This is a genomic window from Novosphingobium sp. Fuku2-ISO-50 (genome assembly GCF_001519055.1).
Lineage (GTDB): Bacteria > Pseudomonadota > Alphaproteobacteria > Sphingomonadales > Sphingomonadaceae > Novosphingobium.
Genome location: NZ_KQ954312.1, coordinates 1 through 25232, shown reverse-complemented (window position 1 = coordinate 25232; position 25232 = coordinate 1). Strand labels below are relative to the sequence as shown.

General features: G+C 63.5%; 19 protein-coding genes. 10 read left to right on the top strand and 9 right to left on the bottom strand.

Translation table 11 applies throughout. From position 1 onward, the window contains the following. A partial coding sequence (locus AQZ50_RS21090) for a hypothetical protein (RefSeq protein ID WP_231730429.1) occupies nucleotides 1–424 on the bottom strand: 424 nt, incomplete at its 3' end. A 314-nt stretch (nucleotides 425–738) separates the two neighbouring features. On the opposite strand from AQZ50_RS21090, the gene AQZ50_RS19715 reads away from it, so the two are divergent. The 3 genes from AQZ50_RS19715 (at nucleotide 739) to serA (ending at nucleotide 4846) form a co-directional block, all read left to right on the top strand. Beyond that, a complete protein-coding gene (locus AQZ50_RS19715; protein ID WP_082703825.1) occupies nucleotides 739–1866 on the top strand; it encodes an AI-2E family transporter in 1128 nt (375 codons plus the stop codon). Nucleotides 1867–1988: 122 nt separating this feature from the next. Next, a complete protein-coding gene (locus tag AQZ50_RS19710) occupies nucleotides 1989–3113 on the top strand; it encodes a phosphoserine transaminase (protein ID WP_067749366.1) in 1125 nt (374 codons plus the stop codon). Nucleotides 3114–3259: 146 nt separating this feature from the next. Beyond that, nucleotides 3260–4846, top strand: a complete 1587-nt coding sequence (gene serA / locus AQZ50_RS19705) for a phosphoglycerate dehydrogenase (protein WP_067749363.1) — start codon at nucleotides 3260–3262, stop codon at nucleotides 4844–4846. 41 nt (nucleotides 4847–4887) lie between these two features. Here the strand turns inward: serA and AQZ50_RS19700 are convergent, their stop codons facing one another. Both AQZ50_RS19700 and AQZ50_RS19695 read right to left on the bottom strand, forming a co-directional pair. Beyond that, a complete protein-coding gene (locus AQZ50_RS19700) occupies nucleotides 4888–6030 on the bottom strand; it encodes an aminotransferase class I/II-fold pyridoxal phosphate-dependent enzyme (RefSeq protein WP_067749360.1) in 1143 nt (380 codons plus the stop codon). Nucleotides 6031–6039: 9 nt separating this feature from the next. Then, the gene (locus AQZ50_RS19695; protein WP_067749371.1) at nucleotides 6040–8388 is read right to left on the bottom strand and encodes a transketolase; all 2349 of its coding nucleotides are present in this window, start codon (nucleotides 8386–8388) and stop codon (nucleotides 6040–6042) included. A gap of 158 nt (nucleotides 8389–8546) precedes the next feature. Between AQZ50_RS19695 and AQZ50_RS19690 the strand changes: the two genes are divergently transcribed. Further along, nucleotides 8547–9014, top strand: coding sequence for an Lrp/AsnC family transcriptional regulator (locus AQZ50_RS19690; protein WP_082703824.1), 468 nt, complete (start codon nucleotides 8547–8549; stop codon nucleotides 9012–9014). Between the two features lie 99 nt (nucleotides 9015–9113). Here the strand turns inward: AQZ50_RS19690 and AQZ50_RS19685 are convergent, their stop codons facing one another. The 4 genes from AQZ50_RS19685 to AQZ50_RS19670 all read right to left on the bottom strand — a co-directional run bounded on the left by AQZ50_RS19685 (nucleotide 9114) and on the right by AQZ50_RS19670 (nucleotide 14093). After that, complete coding sequence (locus tag AQZ50_RS19685) at nucleotides 9114–9812, bottom strand: hypothetical protein (protein ID WP_067749357.1); 699 nt, start codon at nucleotides 9810–9812, stop codon at nucleotides 9114–9116. Nucleotides 9813–10041: 229 nt separating this feature from the next. After that, nucleotides 10042–11307 carry an alanine racemase gene (alr, locus tag AQZ50_RS19680; protein WP_082703826.1) on the bottom strand — a complete coding sequence of 422 codons (1266 nt, stop codon included), beginning with the start codon at nucleotides 11305–11307 and terminating at the stop codon, nucleotides 10042–10044. After that, complete coding sequence (locus AQZ50_RS19675; RefSeq protein ID WP_067749351.1) at nucleotides 11307–12845, bottom strand: N-acyl-D-amino-acid deacylase family protein; 1539 nt, start codon at nucleotides 12843–12845, stop codon at nucleotides 11307–11309. The genes alr and AQZ50_RS19675 overlap by 1 nt, the downstream gene beginning before the upstream one ends. Nucleotides 12846–13100: 255 nt before the next feature. Further along, entirely contained in the window at nucleotides 13101–14093 is a 993-nt protein-coding gene (locus tag AQZ50_RS19670) for a TauD/TfdA dioxygenase family protein (RefSeq protein ID WP_067749349.1), read from the bottom strand. Nucleotides 14094–14248: 155 nt separating this feature from the next. Here AQZ50_RS19670 and AQZ50_RS19665 point away from each other — a divergent pair, with 155 nt between their 5' ends. After that, entirely contained in the window at nucleotides 14249–14656 is a 408-nt protein-coding gene (locus tag AQZ50_RS19665) for a rhodanese-like domain-containing protein (RefSeq protein ID WP_067749348.1), read from the top strand. Between the two features lie 83 nt (nucleotides 14657–14739). Beyond that, a complete protein-coding gene (locus tag AQZ50_RS19660) occupies nucleotides 14740–15168 on the top strand; it encodes an RrF2 family transcriptional regulator (protein WP_067749345.1) in 429 nt (142 codons plus the stop codon). Here AQZ50_RS19660 and AQZ50_RS19655 read toward each other — a convergent pair. Both AQZ50_RS19655 and AQZ50_RS19650 read right to left on the bottom strand, forming a co-directional pair. Continuing rightward, complete coding sequence (locus tag AQZ50_RS19655) at nucleotides 15160–16011, bottom strand: TauD/TfdA dioxygenase family protein (protein WP_067749343.1); 852 nt, start codon at nucleotides 16009–16011, stop codon at nucleotides 15160–15162. The two genes, AQZ50_RS19660 and AQZ50_RS19655, sit on opposite strands and share 9 nt — an antisense overlap. A 27-nt stretch (nucleotides 16012–16038) precedes the next feature. Then, nucleotides 16039–16995, bottom strand: coding sequence for a TauD/TfdA dioxygenase family protein (locus AQZ50_RS19650; protein ID WP_067749341.1), 957 nt, complete (start codon nucleotides 16993–16995; stop codon nucleotides 16039–16041). A 427-nt stretch (nucleotides 16996–17422) separates the two neighbouring features. On the opposite strand from AQZ50_RS19650, the gene AQZ50_RS19645 reads away from it, so the two are divergent. The 4 genes from AQZ50_RS19645 (at nucleotide 17423) to AQZ50_RS19630 (ending at nucleotide 25113) form a co-directional block, all read left to right on the top strand. Then, on the top strand, nucleotides 17423–19894 hold the full coding sequence (locus AQZ50_RS19645; RefSeq protein ID WP_197412572.1) for a TonB-dependent receptor: 2472 nt from the start codon (nucleotides 17423–17425) through the stop codon (nucleotides 19892–19894). 164 nt (nucleotides 19895–20058) lie between these two features. Beyond that, nucleotides 20059–21495: an MFS transporter gene (locus tag AQZ50_RS19640; protein ID WP_067749336.1), complete on the top strand. Its 1437-nt coding sequence runs from the start codon at nucleotides 20059–20061 to the stop codon at nucleotides 21493–21495. Continuing rightward, nucleotides 21492–22760 carry an anaerobic sulfatase maturase gene (locus AQZ50_RS19635; protein ID WP_067749332.1) on the top strand — a complete coding sequence of 423 codons (1269 nt, stop codon included), beginning with the start codon at nucleotides 21492–21494 and terminating at the stop codon, nucleotides 22758–22760. The genes AQZ50_RS19640 and AQZ50_RS19635 overlap by 4 nt, the downstream gene beginning before the upstream one ends. Continuing rightward, the gene (locus AQZ50_RS19630; protein ID WP_067749331.1) at nucleotides 22750–25113 is read left to right on the top strand and encodes an arylsulfatase; all 2364 of its coding nucleotides are present in this window, start codon (nucleotides 22750–22752) and stop codon (nucleotides 25111–25113) included. Before AQZ50_RS19635 ends, AQZ50_RS19630 begins: the two co-directional genes overlap by 11 nt. The last annotated feature ends 119 nt before the right edge of the window (nucleotides 25114–25232 follow it).

The following is a 25232-nucleotide window of genomic DNA, read 5'->3' as shown; positions in this document are numbered from 1 at the left end:
AGACGAAAATCAGCGCAAGGCAGGCCAGGCCGACCGCGATCAGTGGAAATCCCAGGCGCCGACGCCATTTTCGCGCTCTCAGGCTCGCTCCGCGCCGCCGCGGGTGAGGGTTGATCAGCTTGCCGGGCCCCTTTCCCGCACTCGTCAGCGCCCCGCCGATAATCAGTATGCCGCCAATCACGGCCAGCGTGATCGGCACTATGCTGGTCGGATCGGCCAGCGTCTGGCGTGCGCAACGCGCAGCCGCGGCTCCATGCGACTGTGTCGCGAAATGGCTGCACCCCTCGCTCACGCGTGGCACGGCAGTTTGGTCGATGGGGTGTCCGGCAAAATCGTGGCGCACGCTCCCGGCATCAGGACGCCGGTCCGTTGGCGGTGGCCCGGGATCAGAGGTTGTTGATCGGTTTTCCCACTGGTCCGGCATCGCTGATCCGTCGCACCCTATTTGCCCCGGGACGTTACTTGTCATGATAAGGCACGCATCGGCGGTACGCAATTGCCCCCGGTCTGGTGCGCCGATCTTTTGTCCTTGCGCGCGGCTATTCCGCGCAAGGGCATGGCCATTGCGGGCGCAGCCGTCCCGGCTTTCGCCAAAATTTCCCAACAAGGCCAAAATTTCCCAACAAGGCCAAAATTTCCCAACAAGGCCAAAATTTCCCAACAAGGTTTGCGAAGATGTCGGTTATGTCCCGGAGTGAACTGGCAATCCCTGCAAGTTTGGCGTAGCTCTTCCGCTCCATGCCCGACACGATCCAGCCCCACCCGACCCAGCCGCCCGGAACTTTCACGCGAGATCGGGGCGATCCCTGGTCGCGGGGGCAGCGCCGGGCGGGGCTGGCGGCGCTCTTGCTGTTCGCCATGCTTGGGCTGTGGACTTTGCGCCTGTTCCTGCCCGCGCTGGGGTGGGCCGTGATTTTGGCCGTTTCGCTTTGGCCGTGGCGCGAGCGGGCGGTCGCGTTCTGGCCGGGCGGGGCTGATTTCACCTGGCCTGCGCTGTTCACGCTGATCGTGGCGCTGTTTTTTGTGCTGCCGCTGGTCATGGTGGCCCAGGCTGTTGCGGTCGACGGGCGATTTGCGCTGCAATGGATCATCGACGTGCGCGCGCATGGCCTGCCGCTGCCGGGCTTTGTCGCCCATTTGCCGGCGGGGCCAGCGATCGGGACCTGGTGGCAGGCGCATCTCGCGACATCCGCCGCCTTTGGCAAACTGCACTTGCCCGGCGGTGTGGGCGAATCGCCGCTGGGCGAGGGGCAGCACCTTATCGGATTGGTGCTGCATCGGCTGGTATTTGCGATTTTCCTGCTGCTGATCCTGTTCTTTTTGATGCGCGACGGCGAACGCGTCGCGATCAGCTTGCGCACCGGATGCGAGCGCGCGTTCGGGCGCGCCGGTGTGAACGTTGCGATGCAGGCGTTGCGGGCGATTCGCGGCACGGTCAACGGGCTCGTCGTGGTCGGATTCGGCGAAGGCGTGCTGCTTGGCGTGGTCTATGAATTGTGCGGAGCGCCGCATGCCGCGCTGCTTGGGCTGCTGACGGGCCTGCTTTCGGTCGTTCCACTCGGGTCCGTCGTTGCGGCGGCGGTCGCGGCGGGATTGCTTGCGGCGGCGGGACAGATGGCCGCTGCGGTGGCGGTTGCGGTCATTGCGGCAGTGGTGATTTTCCTCGCCGACCATTTCGTCCGCCCGGTGATGATCGGTGATGCCACCCGGCTGCCGTTCGTGGTCGTTCTGCTCGGCATTCTTGGCGGTATCGAGGCCTGGGGCCTGATCGGGCTGGTCGTGGGCCCCGCGCTGATGGCGGTGCTTATGCTGTTGTGGCGCGAATGGGTCGGTTCGCAAAAAGGCCCGCTCAATCCCCCGGCCTGAAAGTCACAGCCGTCCTTGCGTAAATCCACAGCCCGCAGTTGACAGCCTGTGCCCAGCCACTATGAGCGGCGCCGGGCCACGCGGTCCCAACGCCGCGCGTGCTCTCTGCAAGGAGAGACTACATGACTGCACAACGTCCGACCGCCAAACCGGCGCGTCCGTTTTTTTCGTCCGGTCCCTGCGCCAAGCCGCCCGGATATTCCCTCGACAAATTGGCCACGGCTTCGCTGGGCCGTTCGCACCGCGCGAAGATCGGCAAGGATCGTCTGGGTCTTGCCATCAATCTGATGCGCGAAGTGCTTGAACTGCCCGATACGCATCGCATCGGCATTGTTCCCGGATCGGATACCGGCGCCTTTGAAATGGCGATGTGGACGATGCTGGGCGCCCGCCCGGTCACGACGCTGGCGTGGGAAAGCTTCGGCGAAGGCTGGGTGACCGACGCGGTCAAGCAGTTGAAGCTCGAACCCACCGTGATCCGCGCCGATTATGGCCAGTTGCCCGATCTCGACAAAGTCGACTGGTCGAACGACGTCCTGTTTACCTGGAACGGCACGACCTCGGGCGTGCGCGTGCCCGATGGCGAATGGATCCCGGCCGATCGCGAAGGTCTGTCGTTTGCCGATGCGACGAGCGCGGTCTTTGCCTATGACATTCCGTGGGACAAGATCGACGTCGCCACGTTCTCCTGGCAGAAAGTGCTGGGCGGCGAAGGCGCCCATGGCGTGATCATCCTTGGGCCCCGCGCTGTCGAACGGCTGGAAAACTACACGCCGGCATGGCCGCTGCCCAAAGTGTTCCGCCTGATGGCCAAGGGCAAGCTGGCCGAAGGCGTGTTCAAGGGCGAAACGATCAACACCCCGTCGATGCTGGCGGTCGAAGACGCGATCTTTGCGCTCGAATGGGCCAAGTCGATCGGCGGTCTTGCCGGATTGAAAGCGCGCTGCACGGCCAATGCGCATGCGCTCGACAAGATTGTCGCTGAACGGGATTGGTTGGGCCATCTCGCGCACGACAGCGGCATTCGTTCGCATACGTCGGTCTGTCTGACTGTCGAGGGCGCCGATGCGGACTTCATCAAGAAGTTTGCCGGCCTGCTCGAAAAGGAAGACGCGGCCTATGACATCGCCGGCTATCGCGATGCGCCTGCGGGCCTGCGCGTATGGTGCGGAGCGACCGTCGAGACCGCCGACATCGAGGCGTTGGGCCCGTGGCTCGATTGGGCCTATGCGGAACTGACGGCCTGAACGGTCGGCTTTTCGCCTGACAAAAACCCCTCTCGCGCGTGCTTTGACATGGTCCGCACGCGCAGAAGGGGGCGCTTTACAGACCACTATTGCCACCCGCACCCGGCGCCACGCCGGGGCGGGCAGGCACGACCAGAGGTTTTCCCATGACCAAGCCCAAAGTGCTCATTTCCGACAAGATGGACCCCAATGCCGAGCGCATCTTTCTCGACATGGGTTGCGATGTCGATGTCATCACCGGCAAGACGCCCGACGAGTTGAAAGCGATCATCGGCCAATATGACGGCCTGGCGATCCGTTCCTCGACCAAAGTGACCAAGGACATTCTCGACGCCGCGACCAATCTGAAAGTGATCGGTCGCGCCGGGATCGGGGTCGACAATGTCGACATCCCTTACGCTTCGGCCAAGGGCGTGGTGGTGATGAATACCCCGTTCGGCAATTCGATCACCACGGCCGAACACGCCATTGCGCTGATCTTTGCGCTCGCACGGCAATTGCCCGAGGCGGACCTTTCGACTCAGGCCGGCAAGTGGGAAAAGAACCGCTTCATGGGTGTCGAAGTCACCGGCAAGACGCTGGGGCTGATCGGCGCGGGCAATATCGGCTCGATCGTCGCCAGCCGCGCGCTGGGTCTGCGCATGAAAGTGGTTGCCTATGACCCGTTCCTGACGCCGGAGCGCGCGCTCGAACTCGGGATCGAAAAGGCCGATCTCGATACCCTGCTGGCCAAGGCCGATTTCATCACGCTGCACACCCCGCTGACCAGCGAAACGCGCAATATTCTCAGCCGCGAAAACCTGGCCAAGACCAAGAAGGGCGTGCGCATCGTCAATTGCGCGCGCGGCGGACTGATCGATGAAGCGGCGTTGAAGGACATGCTGGATTCGGGACATGTCGCGGGCGCCGCGCTCGACGTGTTCGAGACCGAGCCGGCCAAGGCCAGCCCGTTGTTCGGCACACCCAATTTCATCTGCACCCCGCACCTGGGCGCATCGACCACCGAAGCGCAAGTCAATGTCGCGCTGCAAGTGGCCGAACAGATGGCCGAATTCCTGACCACCGGGGGCGTCACCAACGCGCTCAACATGCCGTCGCTGTCCGCCGAGGAAGCCCCCAAGCTCAAGCCCTATATGGCGCTGGCGGAAAAGCTGGGTGCGCTGGTCGGGCAGTTGGTCGGCGATGAAGTCAAGAAGGTCGCCATCGAAGTCGAAGGTGCAGCGGCGCAGCTGAATCAAAAGCCGATCACCGCCGCTGTGCTCGCCGGTCTGATGAAGCAGTATTCGCAGACCGTGAACATGGTCAATGCGCCGTTCCTTGCCAAGGAGCGCGGCCTCGACGTGCGCGAAGTGCGCCATGATCGCGAAGGCCAATACCGCACGCTGGTGCGCGTGACGGTCGATACCGATGCCGGGCAGCGCTCGGTTGCCGGTACGCTGTTCGGCCATGGCCAGCCGCGTCTGGTCGAATTGTTCGACATTGCGGTCGAGGCCGATCTGGATGGCGACATGCTCTATATCGTCAACACCGACGCGCCGGGCTTCATCGGCTCGATCGGGACTCTGCTTGGCACAGAATCGATCAACATCGGTACGTTCCACCTTGGTCGTCGTCAGGCCGGTGGCGAAGCCGTCTTGCTGCTCTCGGTCGACAGCCCGGTCAGCGCCGATGTGCTGGCCAAGGCGCGCAAGCTGAATGGCGTGCGTCTGGTCAAGGCGCTGAAATTCGCCTGATGCAATGAGGGCGGGTGCTTTCGCCCGCCCTCGCAAATCGGTCAGGGCGTGGTGGCCATTGCCGCGAGTTGGGCGCGCATGGCGGCCAGGCCTTCGGCCAGATTGGCCCGGCCATAGCCGATGCGAAAGCGATCGACAGGGGTCGGACCCAGCGCCGAACGATAGATCGAAGCGGGCAGGATGACGATCCCGGCATCCTGCACCAGCCGCTCGGCAAAGCGTTCGACATCGCCCAGGCCGGTATAGCGCGGATAGAGCACCACGCCGCCATCGGGCATGTAGCTTTCGAAAAGATCCGGATACTCCGCCAGAAATGCCTGTGTCGCGGCGAGCCCGGTGGCGGCGATGGCGCGGGTTCGGGCCAGGATCGGCTCTGCGGCGCGCAGGCCCATCAGCGCCAGCCGCTCGCTCGGCGCACTGTTGCAGATCGACAGATAGTGCTTTGTGCGCACCATGGCGTCGAGCAGCCCGCGGTCGCGGCAAGTGATCCAGCCCACGCGCAAGCCGGGCAGGCCGTAAGCCTTTGACATCACCCCCAGCGAGACGCCGCGTTCATAGACATCGGCGGCCAGCGGCAGGCGCAAAGCCGGATCGCGTTCGATCAGGCGGTAAACCTCGTCGGAAAAGAGCCAGATGCCATGGCGGCGACAGAGCGTGACCAGCGCATCGAAGCGGTCGCGTTCGAGGATCTTGCCCGTCGGGTTATGCGGAAAATTGATCGAGATGATCCGGGTATTGGGGCGGATCGCGGCAGCGACCCGGTTGATGTCGAGCGTCCAGCCTTCGCGTTCTTCGAGCGGAACCCCGGTCACGGCGCCAATTGCCATCGGCACGGCTTCGGCCGACTGGTAATTGGGGGTGACGACGATGGCATGATCATCGGGCCCCATGACCGTGCGGTAAAAGGCATAGAGCCCCTCTTCGGCACCGGCAAAGCACAACACATCGTCCGCTGCGCAGGTTTGCGTTGTCGCCGCGATCGCGGCGCGCAAGTCCGGCGCGCCGCTCGGCTCGGTATAGCTCAGGGGTTGGGCGAGCAGCGCATCGAGCGCGTCTTCGCCGGCCAGCGCGATCAGTTCGCCGATCGTCATGGTCTGCGCATCGGACGCGGTCATGTGATGGCGCGCATCAAATTCCCATTTGCCGAGATAGGTTTCGAGTGTGAAATCGGGGAGATAGGACATGGGGGCGCTCTACAGGAAAAGTTCGGCTGCGGCATCGATAATGGCCTCGCTGTCGAGCCGATAGGTGCGATAAAGGTCGGGCAGGTCGCCGGTCTGGCCAAAGCGATCGGTGCCGAGCGGGATGACGCGGTGACCGCGCACGCCGCCAAGCCATGACAGCGCGGCTGGGCTGCCGTCGAGAACGGTGATCAGACCGGCATCGGGGCCGAGCGGGGCGAGCAGGCGTTCGGCGTGACAGGCTGCGGGCTCGTCGCCGGTCCAGCGCGCGGCCATGCGCGCCGACCAGCCGCGATGGAGCAAGTCGGGCGACGTCACATTCAGCAGGCCGAGGCCGGGAATGTCCTCGGCCAGATCGGACCAGGCGGCCAGCGCTTCGGGCGCGACGACACCGGAAAAGACGATGGCCGTGCTCGCGCCGGGGGCAGGCGCGCGCAGCCAATATCCGCCGGCCAGCGCATCGGCTTGCCATGTCGTATCGTGGCGGGGCTCTTGCGCGATCGTGCGGGTCGACAGGCGCAAATAGACCGATGAGCCATCGGGGCGCTGCATCCAGTCGAAAGCGTGGCCCATCATCAGCGCGACTTCGTCGGCAAAGGCGGGTTCATAGGCAAGAAGGCCGGGCTGGCCCATGCCGATCAGCGGGGTGTTGATCGACTGGTGCGCGCCGCCTTCGGCTGCGAGCGTGATCCCCGAAGGCGTGCCGACCAGCAGAAAGCGCGCGTCGGAATAACATCCGTAATTGAGCGCATCGAGCCCGCGCGCGATAAACGGATCATAGACCGTACCGACCGGCAGCAGCCGCGTGCCGAAATGGTCTGCCGACAGACCGAGCGCGGCGAGCAACAGGAAGAAGTTGTTTTCGGCAATGCCCAGCTCGATGTGCTGGCCCGCGGCATGCTGCAGCCATTTCTGCGCCGAAGGAATCCTGGCGCGCAGGAATACGTCGTCGCATTCCTGGCGGCGGAACAGCCCGCGCTGGTTGACGAAAGCGCCCAGATTGGTGGTCTGCGTCACATCGGGGGCCGTCGTCACCAGCCGGTCGGCCAGAGCGCTGCCCGATTTGGCGAGATCGAGCATGATGCGCCCGAATGCGGCCTGGGTCGATTGCTCGGCGCCGCTCGGCTGCGGGATCGCCGGGAGGGGGATTGCCGGGACAGGGATCGCGGCGGCGGGCGGGCTTTGCCGGTGTCGCGCGATCGGGCTGTTTGCGGCAAAGTCCCGGCAAGCCTGCGCCTGATTGTCGCCAAGCCCGGCCCATTTGTCCCATTCCGCGCCGTGCGGGATAGCCATGCGGGCGCGCAACTGTTCCATCTGCGCGGGGCTCATCATGCCCGAATGGTTGTCCTTGTGCCCGGCGAGGGGGAGCCCGTGGCCTTTGACGGTATAGGCGATAAACAGCGTCGGGCGGTCGTCCTGCGCCGCGTCAAACGCTTCGATCAGCGTTTCGAGGCAATGGCCGCCCAGATTGGTCATCACCTGGCCGAGCGTGTCATCGTCCATGCCGTCGATCAGCCCACGCACGCCGCGTTCGCCGCCGATGTCGGCGATCAGCCGTTCGCGCCAGGCCGCGCCGCCCTGATAGGTCAGCACGGCAAAGTCGGCATTGGAGCAGGTATCGATCCAGTCTTCGATCGCGTGACCGCCGGGCCGGGCAAACAGGGCGCGCTGCAATCGGCCGTGCTTGAGCGTGACGACGCGCCAGCCGCAGGTTTCGAAAATGTCGTCGAACCGGCGGAACATGCGATCGGCGGTTGTCGCGTCGAGCGACTGGCGGTTGTAATCGACCACCCACCAGCAATTGCGCAGATTGTGCTTGTACCCTTCGATCAGCGCTTCGTAGATATTGCCTTCGTCAAGCTCTGCATCGCCCATCAGCGCGATCATCCGCCCGGCCTGATCGGGCCGCAATTGCCCATGCGCGATGCAATAGTCCTGAACCAGCGAACTGAACGCGGTGACCGCGACGCCCAGTCCGACCGAGCCGGTGGAAAAGTCGACCGGGATGCTGTCCTTGGTGCGGCTGGGATAGCTTTGCGCGCCGCCGAGGCCGCGATAGGCTTCGAGTTTTTCGCGCGTCTGGTTGCCGAGCAGATAGTGGATGGCGTGGAGCACCGGCCCGGCGTGGGGTTTGACCGAGACTTTGTCGTTTGGCCCCAGTGCATGGAAATAGAGCGCGGTCATGATCGCGGTCATCGAGGCGCAGCTTGCCTGATGCCCGCCGACTTTGAGCCCGTCGCGCTTTTCGCGGATGTGATTGGCGTGATGGATCGTCCACGACGACAGCCACAACAGCCGCTGGTTGATCTGGTCCAGCGTGGCGATCAGATCCTGGCGGTCATGCACCATGGTGGCAGTCATCGGGCGCCTCTTTTCGCGAAGGAAGATTGAGGGGCTGGTGATAGCGAAAACGGGCTGATGCTGTCCTTGCGAATTCAGCCACGGCGGCTTGCCAAATTGGTATATTCTGCCAATCATTGAGCGTTGTCCGGCAATTCATGCCGCTATCTGGAATAGCTATGCCATATCCTGACCTTGATCCGATCGATCGGCGCATTCTGGCCGAAGTGCAGCGCGATGGCCGCGTGACCAATCAGGATCTGTCGGAACGGGTCGGCCTGTCGCCGTCGCCGTGTTTGCGGCGATTGCGTCGGCTGGAGGCCGATGGGGTGATCGCGTGCTATGTGGCGCTGGTCGATCCGATTGCGGTGGGATTGCCGGTCACCGCGTTCATCCGTGTGCGCCTGCATCAGCAGGACGACCGGCACCTCGCGCTGTTCGAAGCAGCGGTGGCTGGCTTTGCCGAAGTTATGGAATGCTATCTGATGAGCGGCGATGCCGATTATCAATTGCGGGTTCTGGTCGAATCGCTCGGCGCCTTTGAAGATTTCCTGCGCCGGAAACTGACCCGGATCGAAGGTGTCGCCGAAGTCACCACCAGCTTTGCCCTGCGCCCGATCGTCTACAAGACTGCGCTGCCGATCTGATTCCCCGTCCGGCGGCAAAGGGGAAATGGTCAACAGGCTTGTTCCATTGCGCTCGCCGACCGGGTCGCGATGGGCCGGGCCCATCGCGATTTGGCAAGGTCAGCGGTGACTTGTGGTGATGACCGTGGTCGTCGTCTTTGCGTGGGCGGGGTGCGCATGATGACGGGCGGGGCGACGACGGGGGTGATGAACCGGCGCCTTGGTCCGCACGACCGCGTCATGTTCGGTGACCGCAACCGATGTCGTTACCGGCGCATGGGCCTGGCGCAGCGCATCGGCCTGGGCGGCGTCGCTCGATTGCTGGGCCGTATCGGCGCGCATATTGGCGTTTGCGGTCGCCTGCTCGGCGGAATTGGCGCGCATGTTGGCCTGCGTGGTTGCCTGTTCGGCATTGTTGGCGCGGACCTCGGCCGAGGCGGCGGATTGCTGCGCGCTCGCTGCGGAATTGCGCAAGTCGTTGCGGCGGTCGCGCTCTGCCTGGGTCTTGCGGGCATTGGCACTGGTGATGGCCTGATCCGCTAGATCGCTGGCATGATGCGCCGCTGCGATGGCCTGCGTCTTTTGATGATGCGACAGCAGATCCTGCGCCGACATCAGCGCTTCGCGCGCCTGACGTTGCAGATCGGGGGCCTGATCGGCCGCGCCGACTTTGTCGCCTGCGTCGATCTTGCCTTTGGCTTCGGCAATGGCAGCTTCGGCGCGGGTCTGTTCCCCGGCGTGGGCGCCGGTCGGGATCATCGTGGCGGCGAGCAGGGCGGCGATTGCCAGATTGGGCGTCAAATGGGGAAACTTGATCATGTCCGTACACTCCATGTCGGGTTTTCGTGCCGGATGTCCGCCGGTCTCGGGCGCAAGGAACGGGCCGGCGGATCGCCTCCGCGGCCAAGTCCTGGCAAGAGCCACCGGATCCTGACGGGGGCATTGGCCCTGAGCCGCCTGGGAAAGGGGCTCGGGGCGTCACCGCCCTAGGCGCATCGCGCGCCGGGCCTAGCCTCGGAATATACGCGGTTAGCGCTCGCGAGGGGCGTTATGCGTGCGGTTTGAGCACTTTGGGCAGCGTCGCGCCGAGCATGGCGAGCATTTCGGGAGCATAGGCGCTGCTATTGGCCTCAAACTCGGCCTGGGTGATCCGTTCGGCCCCCTGGCGGCCGAGCAGGACCACTTCATCATCGATGGCGATCCGGTCCTGCCGTCCCGTCACATCGACCATCAGCGTGTTCATCGTTACCCGCCCGACCACGGGGAACCGCTGTCCGCCGATCAGGACGGCAGTGTGATTGGTGCTTTCGCCGGGAAATTCGGGGCGGTTGGCGTGGCTCAGGCTGCGGCGGATGCCGTCGGAATAGCCGAGCGGGATATTCGCCAGCCACGATTCCCGGTCCAGCCGATAGGTGCGGTCATAATTGACCGTCTGCCCGGCAGGGAAATGGTTTACCGCCGCGACGCGCGATTTGATGGTCGGCACGGGCTGATAGGCATCGGTCCTGACCGAGCCGGGGTCGCCATAGATCGCCCCGCCGACACGCACCATGTCGAGCCGGGTTCCGGGGTGCGACAGCGTGGCGAACGTGTTGGCGGTGTGGCGCGTGATCCGCGCGGGATCGACCCCTTCGCCTGCCAGCCAGATGCAATCGTCCTGAAAACGGCGCAACTGGCCGAGAATGTCATCGGCTTCTTCGCTGGGATAATGCGTCATCGCGCCGACAATGTGCAGCGACGACAGGGCGAGGATCGCGCGGGCATCCGCCTTGCCATATGCCGTGGACAGCTCGACCCCGTTGCGGCTCATCCCCCCGGCGTTGAGCGCGAGATGCACCGGCAAGGCACGCTTGCGCGCCAGTTTGGCCAGCCGCGCCGCGACGTCGGGATTGCCGACCAGCTCCTCGACGGCAAAGGGCAGGGCGTCTTCCATTTCTTCGGGCGTCGCGGTGCGGATGCGGATCAGCCGCCCGCGATAGCCCAGCGCGCGCGCCACGCGCGCTTCGTCGTTCGAGGTAATCGCGACATCGCGAATGCCCAGCTTGATGACCGACGGGATCAGCAAGGCGATGCCGTTGCCATAGGCATCCGCCTTCATCACGGCGCACAGCCGCGCCGTGCCGATGGTCGCGCGCACGGTCGCCACATTGGCCTCGAACGCGGCGGCATCGACTTCGATCCAGCCGTTGCGCCGCGCCGCCCTGGCCGCAGTCAGCCCGAAATTGTTGGCGGAGAGCACGGGCGCGGCCAGGGCCTTCGCCGCGCCGAGCCCCGCGAGCATGGTCCCGCCGGTGATCAGGTCGCGCCGCTGCATCATTCCATCCCCCGCTTCAAAAACCGCCCCGGCGTCGCTCCGGTTGGCTTGCCATGCGCCCACACCAGCTCGCCATTGATCAGGACATCCTCAACGCCTTCGGCCAGCGCGCCGGGATTGTCCACCGTGGCGCGATCGGTGATGGTCGCCGGATCGAACAGCACGAGATCGGCCTTGTATCCGGGGCGGATCAGCCCGCGCCCCTGCAGGCCGACATTGGCCGCCGCCTGCGACGTCATCTTGCGCACTGCCTCGCTCAGCGTCAGGAGATGCTGTTCGCGCACATAGACGCGCAACACTTTGGCAAAGGCGCCATAGCCGCGCGGGTGGCGCGATCCGATCATGCCGTCGGAACAGATGCTGGCATATTTCCACGTCACGAAAGTGGCGACATCCTCGGTCGACATCGCCGTGCCGATCACGGATTCGACTCTCTCGGCGTCGGGGTGCGCAGCTTTCCAGGCCTGTGCCGTCCGGATCAGCCAGAGATAAGTCGCGGCGGGCTCCTCGTGCCGCTCTGCCGCAATATCGGCGATGGTCTTGCCGACATAGGCCGGGTCGGGTGCATAAAAGCCCAGCCGCATGCCCTGCGGCGTGGTGTAATGCGTCAGCGCATAGCGGGCGGCGGCGATGTCGGTGAAATCGCGCTTGGGAAACAACACCGTCAGCGTCGATTGCCAGTATTCATAGGGGTAGACGTCCGCCGTTACCGCGATCCCGGCGGCGCGGGCGGCGTCGAGCTTCGCCAGCACCTTTTTCGCATCGCCCCAGCGGTCGACCATGCCCAGCTTGATATGCGAAATCTGCACCGGCACGCCGGTCTGCCGCCCGAGATCGAGCAATTCGTCGAGCGCGGCGTCAAAGGTCGCATCCTCATTGCGCATGTGGCTGATATAGCGTCCGCCTTGCGCCGCCGTGGTGCGCGCCAGCGCGAGCAGTTCGGCATGATCGGAATAGATTCCCGGATCATATTCGAGCCCCGTCGACAGGCCGAGCGAGCCGGCCTTGATGTCCGCCGCCAACAGCGCCTGCATCGTCGCGACTTCGCTCGCGGTGGCGGTGCGCTTGAAATCCTTGCCCATGACGCGTTCGCGCAGGAACCCATGCCCGGTATACGACGCGACGTTGATCGCCGCCGGGCGCGCGGCAAACTGCGCCGCCACATCGGCAAAAGGCGCCTCGCTTTCGCCATCCTGCCCGATGACGATGGTCGTCACCCCTTGTGCCAGCAAGGGCGGCATCGCGCGATCGGCATAGTGGCCGCGATCATGGTGGCTGTGTTCGTCGATGAAGCCGGGGGCCAGCGCGAGGCCATCGGCCCTGATTTCGGTTTCGCCCGCAATCGGACGCAGCGCGCCGACGGCAACGATCCGGTCGCCATCCACCCGCACGGCAACCTGTCGCGGCGCATCGCCCGATCCGTCATAGACCGCAGCCCCGGTAATCAGCGTCGAGGCAAAACCCGTCCCGGGCCCGCAGACCCCGCAAAGCATGGCGAGCGAAAATCCGCCCAGGCGTCGCAAAGTCCGTCGTTGCATCCGTGTGTGCCCCCCTTCCTGCCGCGATCGTGCAGGCTGGCGTTCCTCGCAGAACGCCATGCGGCGGTTAGATCATATCCAAAGCGGGCAGGCCAGCCGCTTGCGCCGTTCGCCGCCACAAGGAGGGGGCACCCTGTAAATGCGCGGCTTGCTGCCCTGCCGGCAATGGATTGAAGCCCGAACCGAGATCAGGCCACGCAAAGTTCGGAAGCAGGACGCGCCGCCGATGCCGATGCAACGGCGGCGCGCATAAACCTAATCGAGGGTGTAAAACGAAGCGCCTGCGATTTGGCGGGACTGAAAGCCATCGGGACCGACGGCATGGCTGTTACCCACCGTCGTGCGGCGCACGATGCGCTCACCGACCAGCTGTTTTGGATCGACCGGGCCCCAGTGCGTGGTGCTGCGATTGTCCCACACGGCCAGCGAATTGGGCGTCCAGCGAAAACGGACCTGCAAGTCGATGCGCGCGGCCAGTTCGTTTTTCAGATAGCCAAGCAGCGCTTCGCTTTCCTCTTCATTCAGTTCGTCGATGTAGCGCAGGAAAATCGGCGAGAGGAACAGCGACTTCCGGCCACTTTCTGGATGAACGCGGACCAGCGGGTGCAACGCAAGGAACGGCACATTGTTGTCGCGCCCGTCAAACCGCTTGGGCAAGGCATAGCCGCTGCCGGCGTCGTTGCGATAATGGCCGGCATGCAGCGTGTCGAGAAAACCGCGCAGCGCCGGGCTCAGGCTGTCATACAGCGCTTCGAGATCGACCCACGCGGTATCGCCGCCCACTTGCGCCACCTGATGCGCGCGCAAAAAGGTGATATCGGCAGGATTTTCGACAAAGGTGATGTCGGTGTGCCAGCCACGGCGGCCCCATTGCCGATGCGAGGCGCGGTGCACGGCCTGCTGCTCGGGGGTAAACGTCGGCCTGCGCGCATTGAGCACGCTCTGCACGTTTTCCATGATCTCGATATGCTCTTGATCGCGGCCATTGGTCAGCGGATGGGCCGGGGTAACCGGGCCGAAGTACTTCGAAAACCGCACCTGCTGCTCATCCGTGATCGGCTGATCGCGGAAAAACAGCACTTTGTGCTCAACCAGCGCGGCACGCAGCGCGGCCAACGTGGGCGCATCCAGCTCTTCGCGCAGATCGATACCCGATACTTCAGCGCCAAGCACGGCAGTAACCGGGGTGATGGTCAGTGGCGAAGTGGCGGCAGTGTCATGGGCTTTTTCAAGCAGATCGAGAGGCATGCGATGGGTTCCTTGCTGATCGCGAGAGGCGTTGGGATGCGCTACTTTATTCCACTAATCATACCATACAAGTATGAAATAAGCTGCTCGTTGCAAAATTCAATTGATTAGGTAGAGTTAAAACTTTCCGACCCAACAGGGATCAGCATCAGGCGATGGCAGACTATTCCGACTTCCTGCGACTGGTTGAAGCGGCGCGTCCCGGCGTCGAGGAAATTTCGCCTGCGGAACTGCGCGCGCGCGTGGCAGCCGGGGCCGTCTTGCTTGATCTGCGAGAAGAGGGCGAATTGCGGCGCAATCCGCCACTCGCCCGCGCGGTTCACATCCCGCGCGGCCAGATCGAATATACGCTGGGCGATGCTGTGGCCGGCAAGGACACGCCGATCGTGCTCTATTGCGCCCACGGCATGCGCAGCGTGCTGGCGGCAGTCACGCTCCAGGAACTGGGCTACGGCCATGTCAGCGTGCTGCACAATGGGCTGCACGCGCTGCGACTCGAGGCGGGTTTGCCATGGAGCGGTCAATTTCCGCCGCCTGACGATGATGACGACGCCGAAAGCTGACCGGCAAGGTTGCAGCCGCCCGACCTATCGGTATAGCCAAGGCCTCACGCCATTTCGCCAGACATGAGGACATCACCGCCGGCATGCTTTCGCAACGTGCCCGATATGCGCTCAAGGCGCTGATCAACATCGCCCGTGCCGGAGATGGTCCGCAACAGGTTTCGGCCATTGCAGAGCAGGAGAACATTCCGCGCAAGTTTCTCGAAACGATCATGGGCGATCTGCGCCGCGGCGCGCTGGTCACCGCGACGCGCGGCAATGCCGGCGGCTATCGTCTGGCGCGACCGGCTGACCTGATCACCTTTGCCGATGTCCTGCGCACGACCGACGGCCCGATCGCCATGCTTCCGTGTGTCAGCCGCAATTTTTACGAACGCTGCGAAGACTGTAGCGACGAGGCAACATGCGCCTTGCGCCACACATTTTCCGAAGTGCGCGACGCGGTCAACGGGGTGCTCGAACACCGCACGCTGGCCGCCGCCATCGCCGCCGAAGACCCGGCCTCAGTTTAGCGCCTCACCCTCAATCGTGATGCGATGCATCTCGCGGCGCTCGCCGTGATAGTCGTTATGCGCATAATGCCAGGTGGCGCGATTGTCCCACAGCGCGACCGAACCGGGCTGCCAGTGAAACACCTCCTGAAAGCGTGGATCGAGCGCGTGGGCATAGAGCGCATGGAGCAGCGCTTGCGACTCCTCCTGCTCCAGCCCGACAATGCCGATGGTAAAGCCCGGATTGACATAGAGCGCGCGCTTGCCGCTGAGCGGATGGGTGATCACCACCGGGTGCACGACATCCTCCAGCACATCGGCGGCAGAGGCATTGCCGATACGTCCGTCCTTTCTGGTTTCGCGATTCGCCTCATAGGCATTGGTGGCGCTGCCAAACACGTGCCGCGCCGAATGCACCGCCTTTGCCCCTTCGATCTGCGCGCGCAGATCATCGGGCAAGGCGTCATAAGCGGCATACATCGAGGCAAACGCAGTTGCCCCGCCGCCCGAGGCAGGCAATTCGCGCGCCACCAGTACCGAGCCCAGTGCCGGTTCGGCATCATAGGAATGGTCGGTGTGCCAGCCACCGCCGATATTGGCGGTCTGGTGCGGCTCCTTGATCACCAGTGCGATCTCGGGATAGTGCGGATGCGCAGCGAAAAACCGGTTGATATTGATCGGCCCAAGCGCGCGGGCAAAGGCGATCTGCGCCTCCTCGTCGATCGTCTGATCGCGAAAGAACACCACGCCATGCTCGGCAAAGGCAGCGCGGATCTGCGCCAGATCCGCGCTATCCAGCCGGGCGAGATCGACGCCCGCAATTTCTGCGCCGACGCGCCCGTAGGGGTGAATTTCCAATGCCATCGATCTCTCCTTCGGTCGGCGCCTGGCTCAGGCTTCGGCCTTCTGCATTTCCTTGCTGATCGTGCGGCTGTGGCGGCCATCAACACCGACCGGCACTTCGCCATTGATCGTGGCGCGGCGCAAGGTGCGGCGTTGCAGGCCAAAATCGGCAACCGCGCGATGCTGCGTGCTGCGGTTGTCCCAGAATGCCACGTCGCCCGGCGCCCAGCGCCAGCGCACGGTATTTTCCGGCTTGGTGACATGATCTTGCAGAATGTTGAACAGACGCGCCGAATCCGCTTCGTTAAAGCCCACAAAGCGGCGCACGAAATGGCCCAGCAGCAGGCTGCGCTGGCCTGAAACGGGGTGCACACGCACCACCGGATGCTCGGTTTCATAAACGGTCGAGGCAAACACGGCGCGGTGCTGTTCCTGGCGCTTGCGCCCTTCATGGCTGTTGGCGCCACTTGGCGCATTGGCCAGCAAGGCGGCATAATCGTAATCGTTGCTGTGAATGGCCCACAAATGGTTGACCAGTTGGCGCTGCGGCTCGGGCAGGCCTTCATAGGCGGTTTCGCCATTGGCCCAGATCGTGTCGCCGCCCGCATCGGGGATGGTGATGCCGCGCAGGATCGATGCCTTGGGATAGGCATCGACAAAAGTCACATCGGTGTGCCAGCTCGATGCGGCATAGCCCTCCTTGCTGTCGAGTTCGAGCAGATAGCGGCTGCCTTGCGCCACAGGCACGGTCGGATGCGCCACCGGATCGCCAAAGCGTGCGGCGAACGCCTCGTGGGCAGCATCGGTCAGGCCGGTCTGGCCGCGAAAGAACACCACCTTGTGGCGGATCACTGCCGCATCGATCGCGGCGATTATGGCGTCATCCAGATCATCGGACAGCGACAGACCATTGATCACCGCACCGATGCGCCCGGCAACGGGGATGATGTCCAGCGGTGACGAAGGATCGGCGGCATTGGGATATGTGGCGACGATGGTGGACATGCACATCCTCCTTGGCAGAGCCCGGCCCGGCGCCAAAGACGGCGCGGTCACAAAATCATATTGATTCGATGTGATTTGTGTCGGAATGAAAATCGCATGTCGAGCGAAAATTGCGTCATATAGCCCCGATCACGACCGGCTTGGTCGCCGAATAATCTAATAAAATAACGCTATATCAAGATTATAGTGCAAAAATGCGATAACGCGGACGGCCGCCGGATGTGGCCGAAAAGAAATCCTACTCAATGGGAGTGAAAAGCTTGCGCAAGCCCCGATTGACCGTGCATACTCTACTAAATAAGTTGAATTTATCAAGGCCAGACCGGCAGCGCTTGCCTGGCAGCGCGACACACATCCATGCGGCTCCATGGGGGCGCCGTCGGGGGCGCGTGTCGGGCACTTCACACAACAAGGGGTCAGGGTCTTCATGATGCGCTTCGTTTCCGCTTCCACCTCATTTGCCGCGCTTGCCACGGCTTTGCTGAACGCCGTGCCCGCGCATGCGACCGAGGCCGCGCCGTCCACCCCGGTTGCCGCCGCGCCCGATGCCGCTGCGCCCGACATCGGCACCGAACAGAATGCGATCACCGTCACCGCGCGCCATCGCAACGAAAAGCTGGGCGATGTTCCCATCGCCATCAGCGCCGTTTCAGGCACCGAACTGACCACCGAGCACCTTGATCGCATCGCCGATTACACGCTCAAAATTCCCAATTTCAGCGCCTTGCAGCAGAATACCCGTGTTTCGGGGCTGTTCATTCGCGGCATCGGCGGCAATGCCAGCAACGATGGCGCGGAAGGCGGCGTCGGCCTGATCGTCGATGGCGTGTTCTTTACCCACGTCGGGTTCAGCTGGCTCGATTTCGTCGATCTGGATAACATCGAAGTGGTGCGCGGACCGCAAGGCACGCTCCTCGGCAAAAATACCACGATCGGCGCGGTTGTCGTCACCACGCAAAAGCCCGCTTTCACCCCATCGCTGACCACCTCGGCCACCTATGGTGAAAACGGCTATTACCAACTGCGCGCCAATGCCACCGGGGCGCTGATTGCCGACAAACTGGCCGGGCGCCTCACATTCAACACCGACCAGGGCGGCGGCTGGAGCCCCAATGCGGTCGATGGCGTCAAATACCTCAACAACAACCGCTGGTCGGTGCGCGGCCAACTGCTGTTCACACCGGTCGCCGGTGTGACCGATCGCCTGATCGGCGAACATTACGAAACCCACGAATACAACAACTTCTATCCGGTTGTCGCCGATGTGAACTATAACCTGAAGACCGACAACACGGTCTTTGCCACCAGCGCCAACCCGACCGGCGCACGGTCGAGCTGGACCTCGAAGCTCAACACCGCGTTTGGCTATGCCCCCAGCTTCAACGCGCCCTACAACGCCAACGACGATACGCAGCAACGTCTGGTCAGCCGCACCGACGGCATTTCCAACGAGCTGAACGTCGATCTGGGCGGCAAGGCGCAACTGACATCGGTCACCGCGTGGCGCAGGCTCTATTTCCGCCCCTATAACGACGGCGACTATTCACCCTACCCGATCGTGCGGGCGGGCTATGATGTCGATGTCGACCAGTATTCGCAGGAAGTGCGCGTGGCCTCTACCGCGCCGGGGTTCATCGATTGGCAGGCGGGCCTCTATTACCTGCACGAAGATCTGGAATCCAATCTGCGCACGATCTTCTATTCCGACGCAACCGCATTCGAACTGTCGCCCGCGCTGCCTTCTTCGGTGCTCAACGGCACCGAATATGACCGCGATGGCCGCCTGCACATCGATTCGCTGGCCGGATTTGCCCATGCCACCGCACACGTCAGCGAACAGTTCTCGCTGACCACGGGGCTGCGCTATACCAATGAAACCAAGCGCGTAAGGGTGCTGGGCAGCGGGTTTGGTGGGACCGACCTGTCGGCCTCGCCCACGCTGCTGGCTTATCGCAATGCACTCTACAACAGCCTTGGGGGTACAAGCGGCACGCAGAACGGGACGTACCAGTTGCAGGATCGCATCAACACGGGCTCATTCTCGTGGCTGGTCAATCCGGCGTACAAGGTCACGCAGAATGTCCTGCTTTATGCTTCGGCCTCGTATGGCGAAAAGTCGGGCGCGGCGAACACCTCTGCCACGTATTCGCAAAGCGCGGTGGTGCTGACCAGCCCGGAAAAATCGCTCGACTTTGAAGCCGGCATCAAGAGCACCTGGGCCGATGGCAAGCTGACCGCCAACCTCAATCTCTACAACAACACCATCAGTGGCTATCAGGGTTCGCAAGTCGATACCAGCAACCCGACCTTTGGCGCCTATCTGGCCAATGTCGGCAAAGTGCGGCTGCGCGGGTTTGAGTTCGAAACCAGCCTGCACCCGTTTCCGGCTCTCGCGTTCAATCTGAACACTGCCTACAACGACGCGAAATATCTGAGCTATGACAACGCCCCGGCGCCGATCGAATATCAGGCCTATCTGGCCACGATCGAGACCAACCCGGCAACCGGCAAGGCACTGTCGGCAGCGGCGACCACGCTCAGCCTGACCGGCAGGCAGATCGTCAATGCGCCCAAATGGACTGTCCAGGGCGGCGCTTCGCTCGATCAGCCGCTGGGCAATGGCTGGCGCCTTACCGGCTATGCCAATGCCACGTGGAAATCATCGATCGCGCTGATCAACCCGCTGTCGATCTATGGCTGGCAACCGGCGTATGTGACCGTCAACGCCGGCATCGGTGTCAAATCGACGGGCAAGGGCTGGGGCGTGAACGTGTGGTCCAAGAACCTGTTCAACACGTTCTATGCCGTCGCCTATGCTGCCGCGACCGCCACGGCACCGGTCTATGAAATCCTTGGTGATCGCCGCAGCTTTGGCGTGACCGTGTCCAGGACGTTCTGATCCGATGTCCCGGCAAATGCTGTTTCATGACCCTGCCCAGCGCGAAGGGCTGACCCTTCGCCAGATGGTTGGACGCCTGTCTGCCGCGCGCGGTCATCCCGGCCTCGCCCGTCCGCAGCGCGCAGCCGCAAGCGCCCCCATCCTCGAACCACAGGTCTGATCCCATGGCGACCGCAATTTCCACGCAGGCAGCGCCAGAGGCAGCCGCCCCCGCCCAAACCGGCCCGAGCACTTTCAGGCTGCTGCGCTTTGCCTCGCTGGTCATGCCGATTGCAGCGGTCGAAGCGCCGCTGACGACATATGTGCCGCCGCTTTATGCCGCGATCTTCGGGTTCAATCTGGCCACGATCGGCGCGATTTTCCTGCTTGCACGGCTGTGGGATGCGCTGATTGATCCGGCGATCGGCATCTTGTCCGATCGCACCCGCACCCGCTGGGGCCGTCGCAAGCCATGGATCGTGGGCGGAGTGGCGATCTTTGCGGCAGGGGCGCTGGGCACGTTTTTGCCGCCAAAAGGGTCTGGCGCGATCACGCTGTCGATCTCGTTGTTCACGCTCTATCTGGGCTATTCGATGATCGTCACGCCCCTTTCGGCGTGGACTGGCGAGCTTTCCACACAATACCACGAACGCACTCGCATCACGACATATGCCATGATCATGACCGCGATTGCGCTCCTGCTGGCGCTGGTGCTGCCCAGCGCGCTGGCGGTGCGGCTGGCCGGGCATCCTTCGACCGAACTGGCGGCGATGGGGGCCATGGTGTTTGCGCTGCTCGTCATCACTTTGCCGCTGGGGCTGGGCGCCGTGCCAGAGCCGCCGCAGCCGACTTCCGCGCTGCCGCCGCTGCGTCTGGCAGAAAGCATCGGCGTGGTGTTTCGCGAAAAGCTGCTGCTGCGCGTGCTGGCGTCAAACTGGGCGGTGCGACTGGGCCAAGGTGTGCGCACCGCGCTGTTCGTGTTTTTTGTCAGCGTCTATATGGGGCGGCCCACGCTGGCCCCGGCGCTGTTTCTCTATCAATATGTGTTTGGCGTGCTGGCTTGCCCGATCTGGCTGGCCATCGGCCGCCGCATCGGCAAGGGTCGTGCCGCCGTGACCGGCGAACTGGTGCAGATGACGATCAATCTGGCGCTGCTGCTGGTTGGCCTCGGCAGTTGGCCGCTGCTGATCGTGCTGACCACGGCGCAAGGGCTGGCGCAAGGATCGGGCAACCTGATGCTGCGCTCGATCGTTGCCGATGTCGCCGATGCCAACCGCCTGGAAACCGGGCATGACCGGGTCGGTCTGTTCTTTTCGGTCTTTGCCCTTTCGGACAAGGCCGGGATTGCCATGGCGGTCGGTATCGCGCTGCCGCTGGTTAGCGTGCTGGGGTTCAATCCGGGCCATGCCAATACGGCTGCGGCGCTGTTTCATCTCAAGGCGGTGTTTGCGCTGGGGCCGGCGCTGGCGCATCTGCTTTCGGCGGCGATCATCCGGGGCTTTCCGCTCGATGAAACCAGCCATGGCGAAATCCGCCGCGCGCTGGCGGCACGCGATGCCGCCGGGCTGGTATCAGATCCCAGCCGCGACCGCTGGCTGGCCGAAGATGCGCGCGAAGCATGACCACCATCACCGAAACGCGGGCCGGCGCGCCGTTTCACCTGATGGCCAAGCCCAGCGGGCCGGCCTGCAATCTGGATTGCAGCTATTGCTTCTATCTCGATCGCGAGGCGCTGTTCGATACCAAAGGCACCCGGCGGATGAGCGCTGACGTGCTCGATGCCTATGTACGCCAGACGATCGCCGCCGCGCCTGCCGAGGCCCCGGTGGAATTCACCTGGCAAGGTGGCGAACCGACCCTGCTGGGCATCGATTTCTATGCCTGCGCGGTGGACTTGCAGCGCCGCTATGGCGCGGGGCGCACGATCACCAATTCGTTTCAGACCAATGGCACGTTGATCGATGATGATTGGGCAGCCTTTCTGGCGGAGCACGGCTTTCTCGTCGGTCTCAGCCTTGATGGGCCGGATTTTGTGCACGACCGCTGGCGCCGCTATGCCAATGGCAAGCCGACCCATGCGCTGGTCATGGCAGCGCTCCGGCGTTTGCAGAGCCATGGCGTGCAATACAACGTGCTGGCCTGTGTCGATGCGCATTCCGCGCAATATGCGTCCGAGGTCTATCGCTTTCTGACCGAAGCCGGGGTCGAATTCATCCAGTTTACCCCCGTGGTCGAACGGCTGGCGGGCGGTGATGACAAGGCGCGCGGATTTGACCTGGCTGCCCCCGGTGCCGGAGCCGAGGCGAGGCTCGCGCCCTATTCGGTGCCGCCGCTCGCATTTGGGCACTTTCTGGCCACGGTATTTGATCTGTGGCGCAAGGCCGATGTGGGCCGCGTGTTTGTCATGAACTTTGAATGGACCCTTGCCGGCGCGGTCGGTGCGCCGGGCGTGGTGTGCCATCATCAGCGCGAATGCGGGCGGGCGCTGATCGCCGAGCACGATGGCGCGGTGTACAATTGCGACCATTTCGCCTGGCCTGAATATCGGCTGGGCACGCTGGGCAAGGACAGTCTGGCGGCAATGGTGGATTCTGCCAAGGCGCGCGAATTCGGCGCGGCCAAACACCGCACTTTGCCCAACCAATGCAAGCGGTGCCCGCATCTGACCTCGTGCTGGGGCGGGTGCCCCAAGCACCGCTTCGCCACGGCTCTCGATGGCGAGGCGGGGCTGAACCATCTGTGCGCGGGCTACGCTCACTATTTTTCGCATGTCACCCCGTGGATCGCGGCGCTCGCCCATCTTTTGGCAACGGGCCGCGATCCTGCGCTGATCATGCACCGCGATCACCCTGCCATTTCACAACAGGAACCAACCCATGTCGCATGATACCCGTACCGCCTTGCTGACCGGGCTGTGGCTTTCGGCCACGGCGCTATCGGCGCCTGCGCTCGCGCAGCATGTGCCCTTTGGCGAAGATTTCACCGGCAAGATCGGTGACACCCGCGCCACCTCGCAACCCGCGTTCCCGCGCGCGCCGCAAGCGCCCAAGGGCGCGCCCAACGTGCTGTTGATCCTGATCGACGATGCCGGGTTTGCCGCTGGCTCGCTTACCGGGGGCCTTGCGCAAACCCCCAATATCGAGGCACTGGCGCATGAAGGTGTACTGTATAACCGGTTCAACACCGTGGGCATCTGTTCGCCCACCCGCGCCGCGCTCCTGACCGGGCGCAACCACCATCAGGTCGGCTTTGGCAATCTGACCAACGTGGCCGCCGGGTTCCCGGCCTATAACGGCGTGTGGAAAAAAGAGACCGCCAGCCTTGGCCGCATCTTGCAGCTAAGCGGCTATTCCACCGCCGCCTTTGGCAAATGGCACAACACCCCGCAATGGGAAGTGAGTGCCGCAGGTCCCTTCGATCACTGGCCCACCAGCCTTGGCTTTGACCATTTCTATGGCTTTCTTGAAGGCGATGACAACCAGTGGGAGCCGCACCTCTATAACGACACGCGCCCCATCGAACACACCCCGGCGCCTGAAACCGGCTATCACCTGACCACCGATCTGGTGAATCAGGCGCTCGGCTGGGTTGATGATCACGACGCACTGGCCGCGCAAAAGCCCTATTTCCTCTATCTGGCGACCGGCGCGGTGCACATGCCGCACCATGTCCCCGCCGAATGGATCGCGCGCAACAAGGGGCGCTATGACAAAGGCTGGGACGTGTTCCGCGAAGAGGCGTTTGCCCGTCAGAAAAAGCTCGGCATCATTCCCGCCGATGCAAAACTGACCCCGCGCCCCGCCGCGCTGCCCGCATGGGACAGCCTCAAGCCCGATGAAAAGCGGCTCTATGCGCATCAGATGGAAGTGTTTTCCGCGTTTCTTGAACAGACCGACGCCGAAATCGGCCGCTTGGTCAAGGAACTGCGCGCGCGGCCCGGCGGCGACAATCTGATGGTGATCACCATCGTTGGCGACAACGGCGGCAGCGCAGAGGGCGATATCGGCGGCTCGATCGTCAACGAACAGGGCATGGCCGTGGCCGCGCCCAACGATTTCGCGCTGCAACTGGCCAATATCGACAAGCAGGGCGGCCCGGATGTGGCCAGCCACTATTCTGCCGGTTGGGCGTGGGCGACGAGCACGCCGTTTCAGTGGATGAAGCAGGTCGCCAGCCATTTTGGCGGCACACGCGACCCGCTGATCATCGACTGGCCCGGCCACACCGCGCAAAGCAAAGTGATCCGCGGCCAGTTCAGCCACGTCAACGACATCGTGCCGACCGTGCTCGATGCGGCGGGCATTCGCCTGCCCGAAGTGATCGATGGGGTTCCGCAACTGCCGCTCGAAGGCAAGAGCCTGCTGCCAACGCTGACCAACCCGGCTGCGCCCGACGTGCACACCGAGCAATATTTCGAGATTTTCGGCAATCGCGCGATCTACAAGGATGGCTGGGTGGCCTCCGCCAAGCGCGATTATCTGCCGTGGAGCCTGCTCAAGGACGTTCGCAAGGTCTATGCCGACAACGCCGATCAGGACAAGTGGGAGCTCTATCACGTTGCCGGCGACTATTCGGAAAGCCAGGATCTGGCCGCCAAAGACCCCGGCAAACTGGCAGAACTGAGAGCCGAATTTGACCGCGAAGCGCGGCGCAACGGCGTCTATCCGCTGGTGCCCTTGCCGCTCGGCTCGCCCTCGATCGTCGACAAGGCGCAGCGCCATTTCGAATACCGCGCCGACATTTCCGGCCTGCCGGGCAATGGCTTGCCCAATCTCATTGGCCGCGCGCATCGTTTTGACGTGGAACTGGGCGCCAGTGCCGCAACGGCCAGTGGCGTGCTGATCGCACACGGCGGGCGGCTCGGCGGCTATGCGCTCTATCTCGACCACGGAACGCTGTCGTTTGAAAACAACGTGTTCGGGCAAAGGCACGAAAAGATCATGGCCTCTGCACCGCTAGCGGCCGATGCGCGCAAAGTTGGCTTTGAATTCGTGCCCGCCACGGGCAACGCGGCCGAAGGGCTGCCGTGGACCGCGAAAGTCGGCGGCGGCACGATCCGCCTGCTGGTCGATGGCAAGGCCGTGGCAGAAAGCGCGGTCAGCCTCTATCCCGACTATGCCGGCGCCTTCAGCGAGACTTTTGACATCGGCAAGGACCGCGGCTCACAAGTCGGAACCAGCGAAGCGGCGCGGCAGTCGGCCACTGTGGCAATCAACCGCGTAACACTGGACCTGCCTTGAAAATCCCGAGACAGGCTTGCGTCAACGCCCGTGACATTGACGCAAGCCTGTCTCAAACACGACCGGGCAAGCTCCGCATTCGGGCCGTTCGCGCTTCGCCCTCTTATACCAAGGTGCGG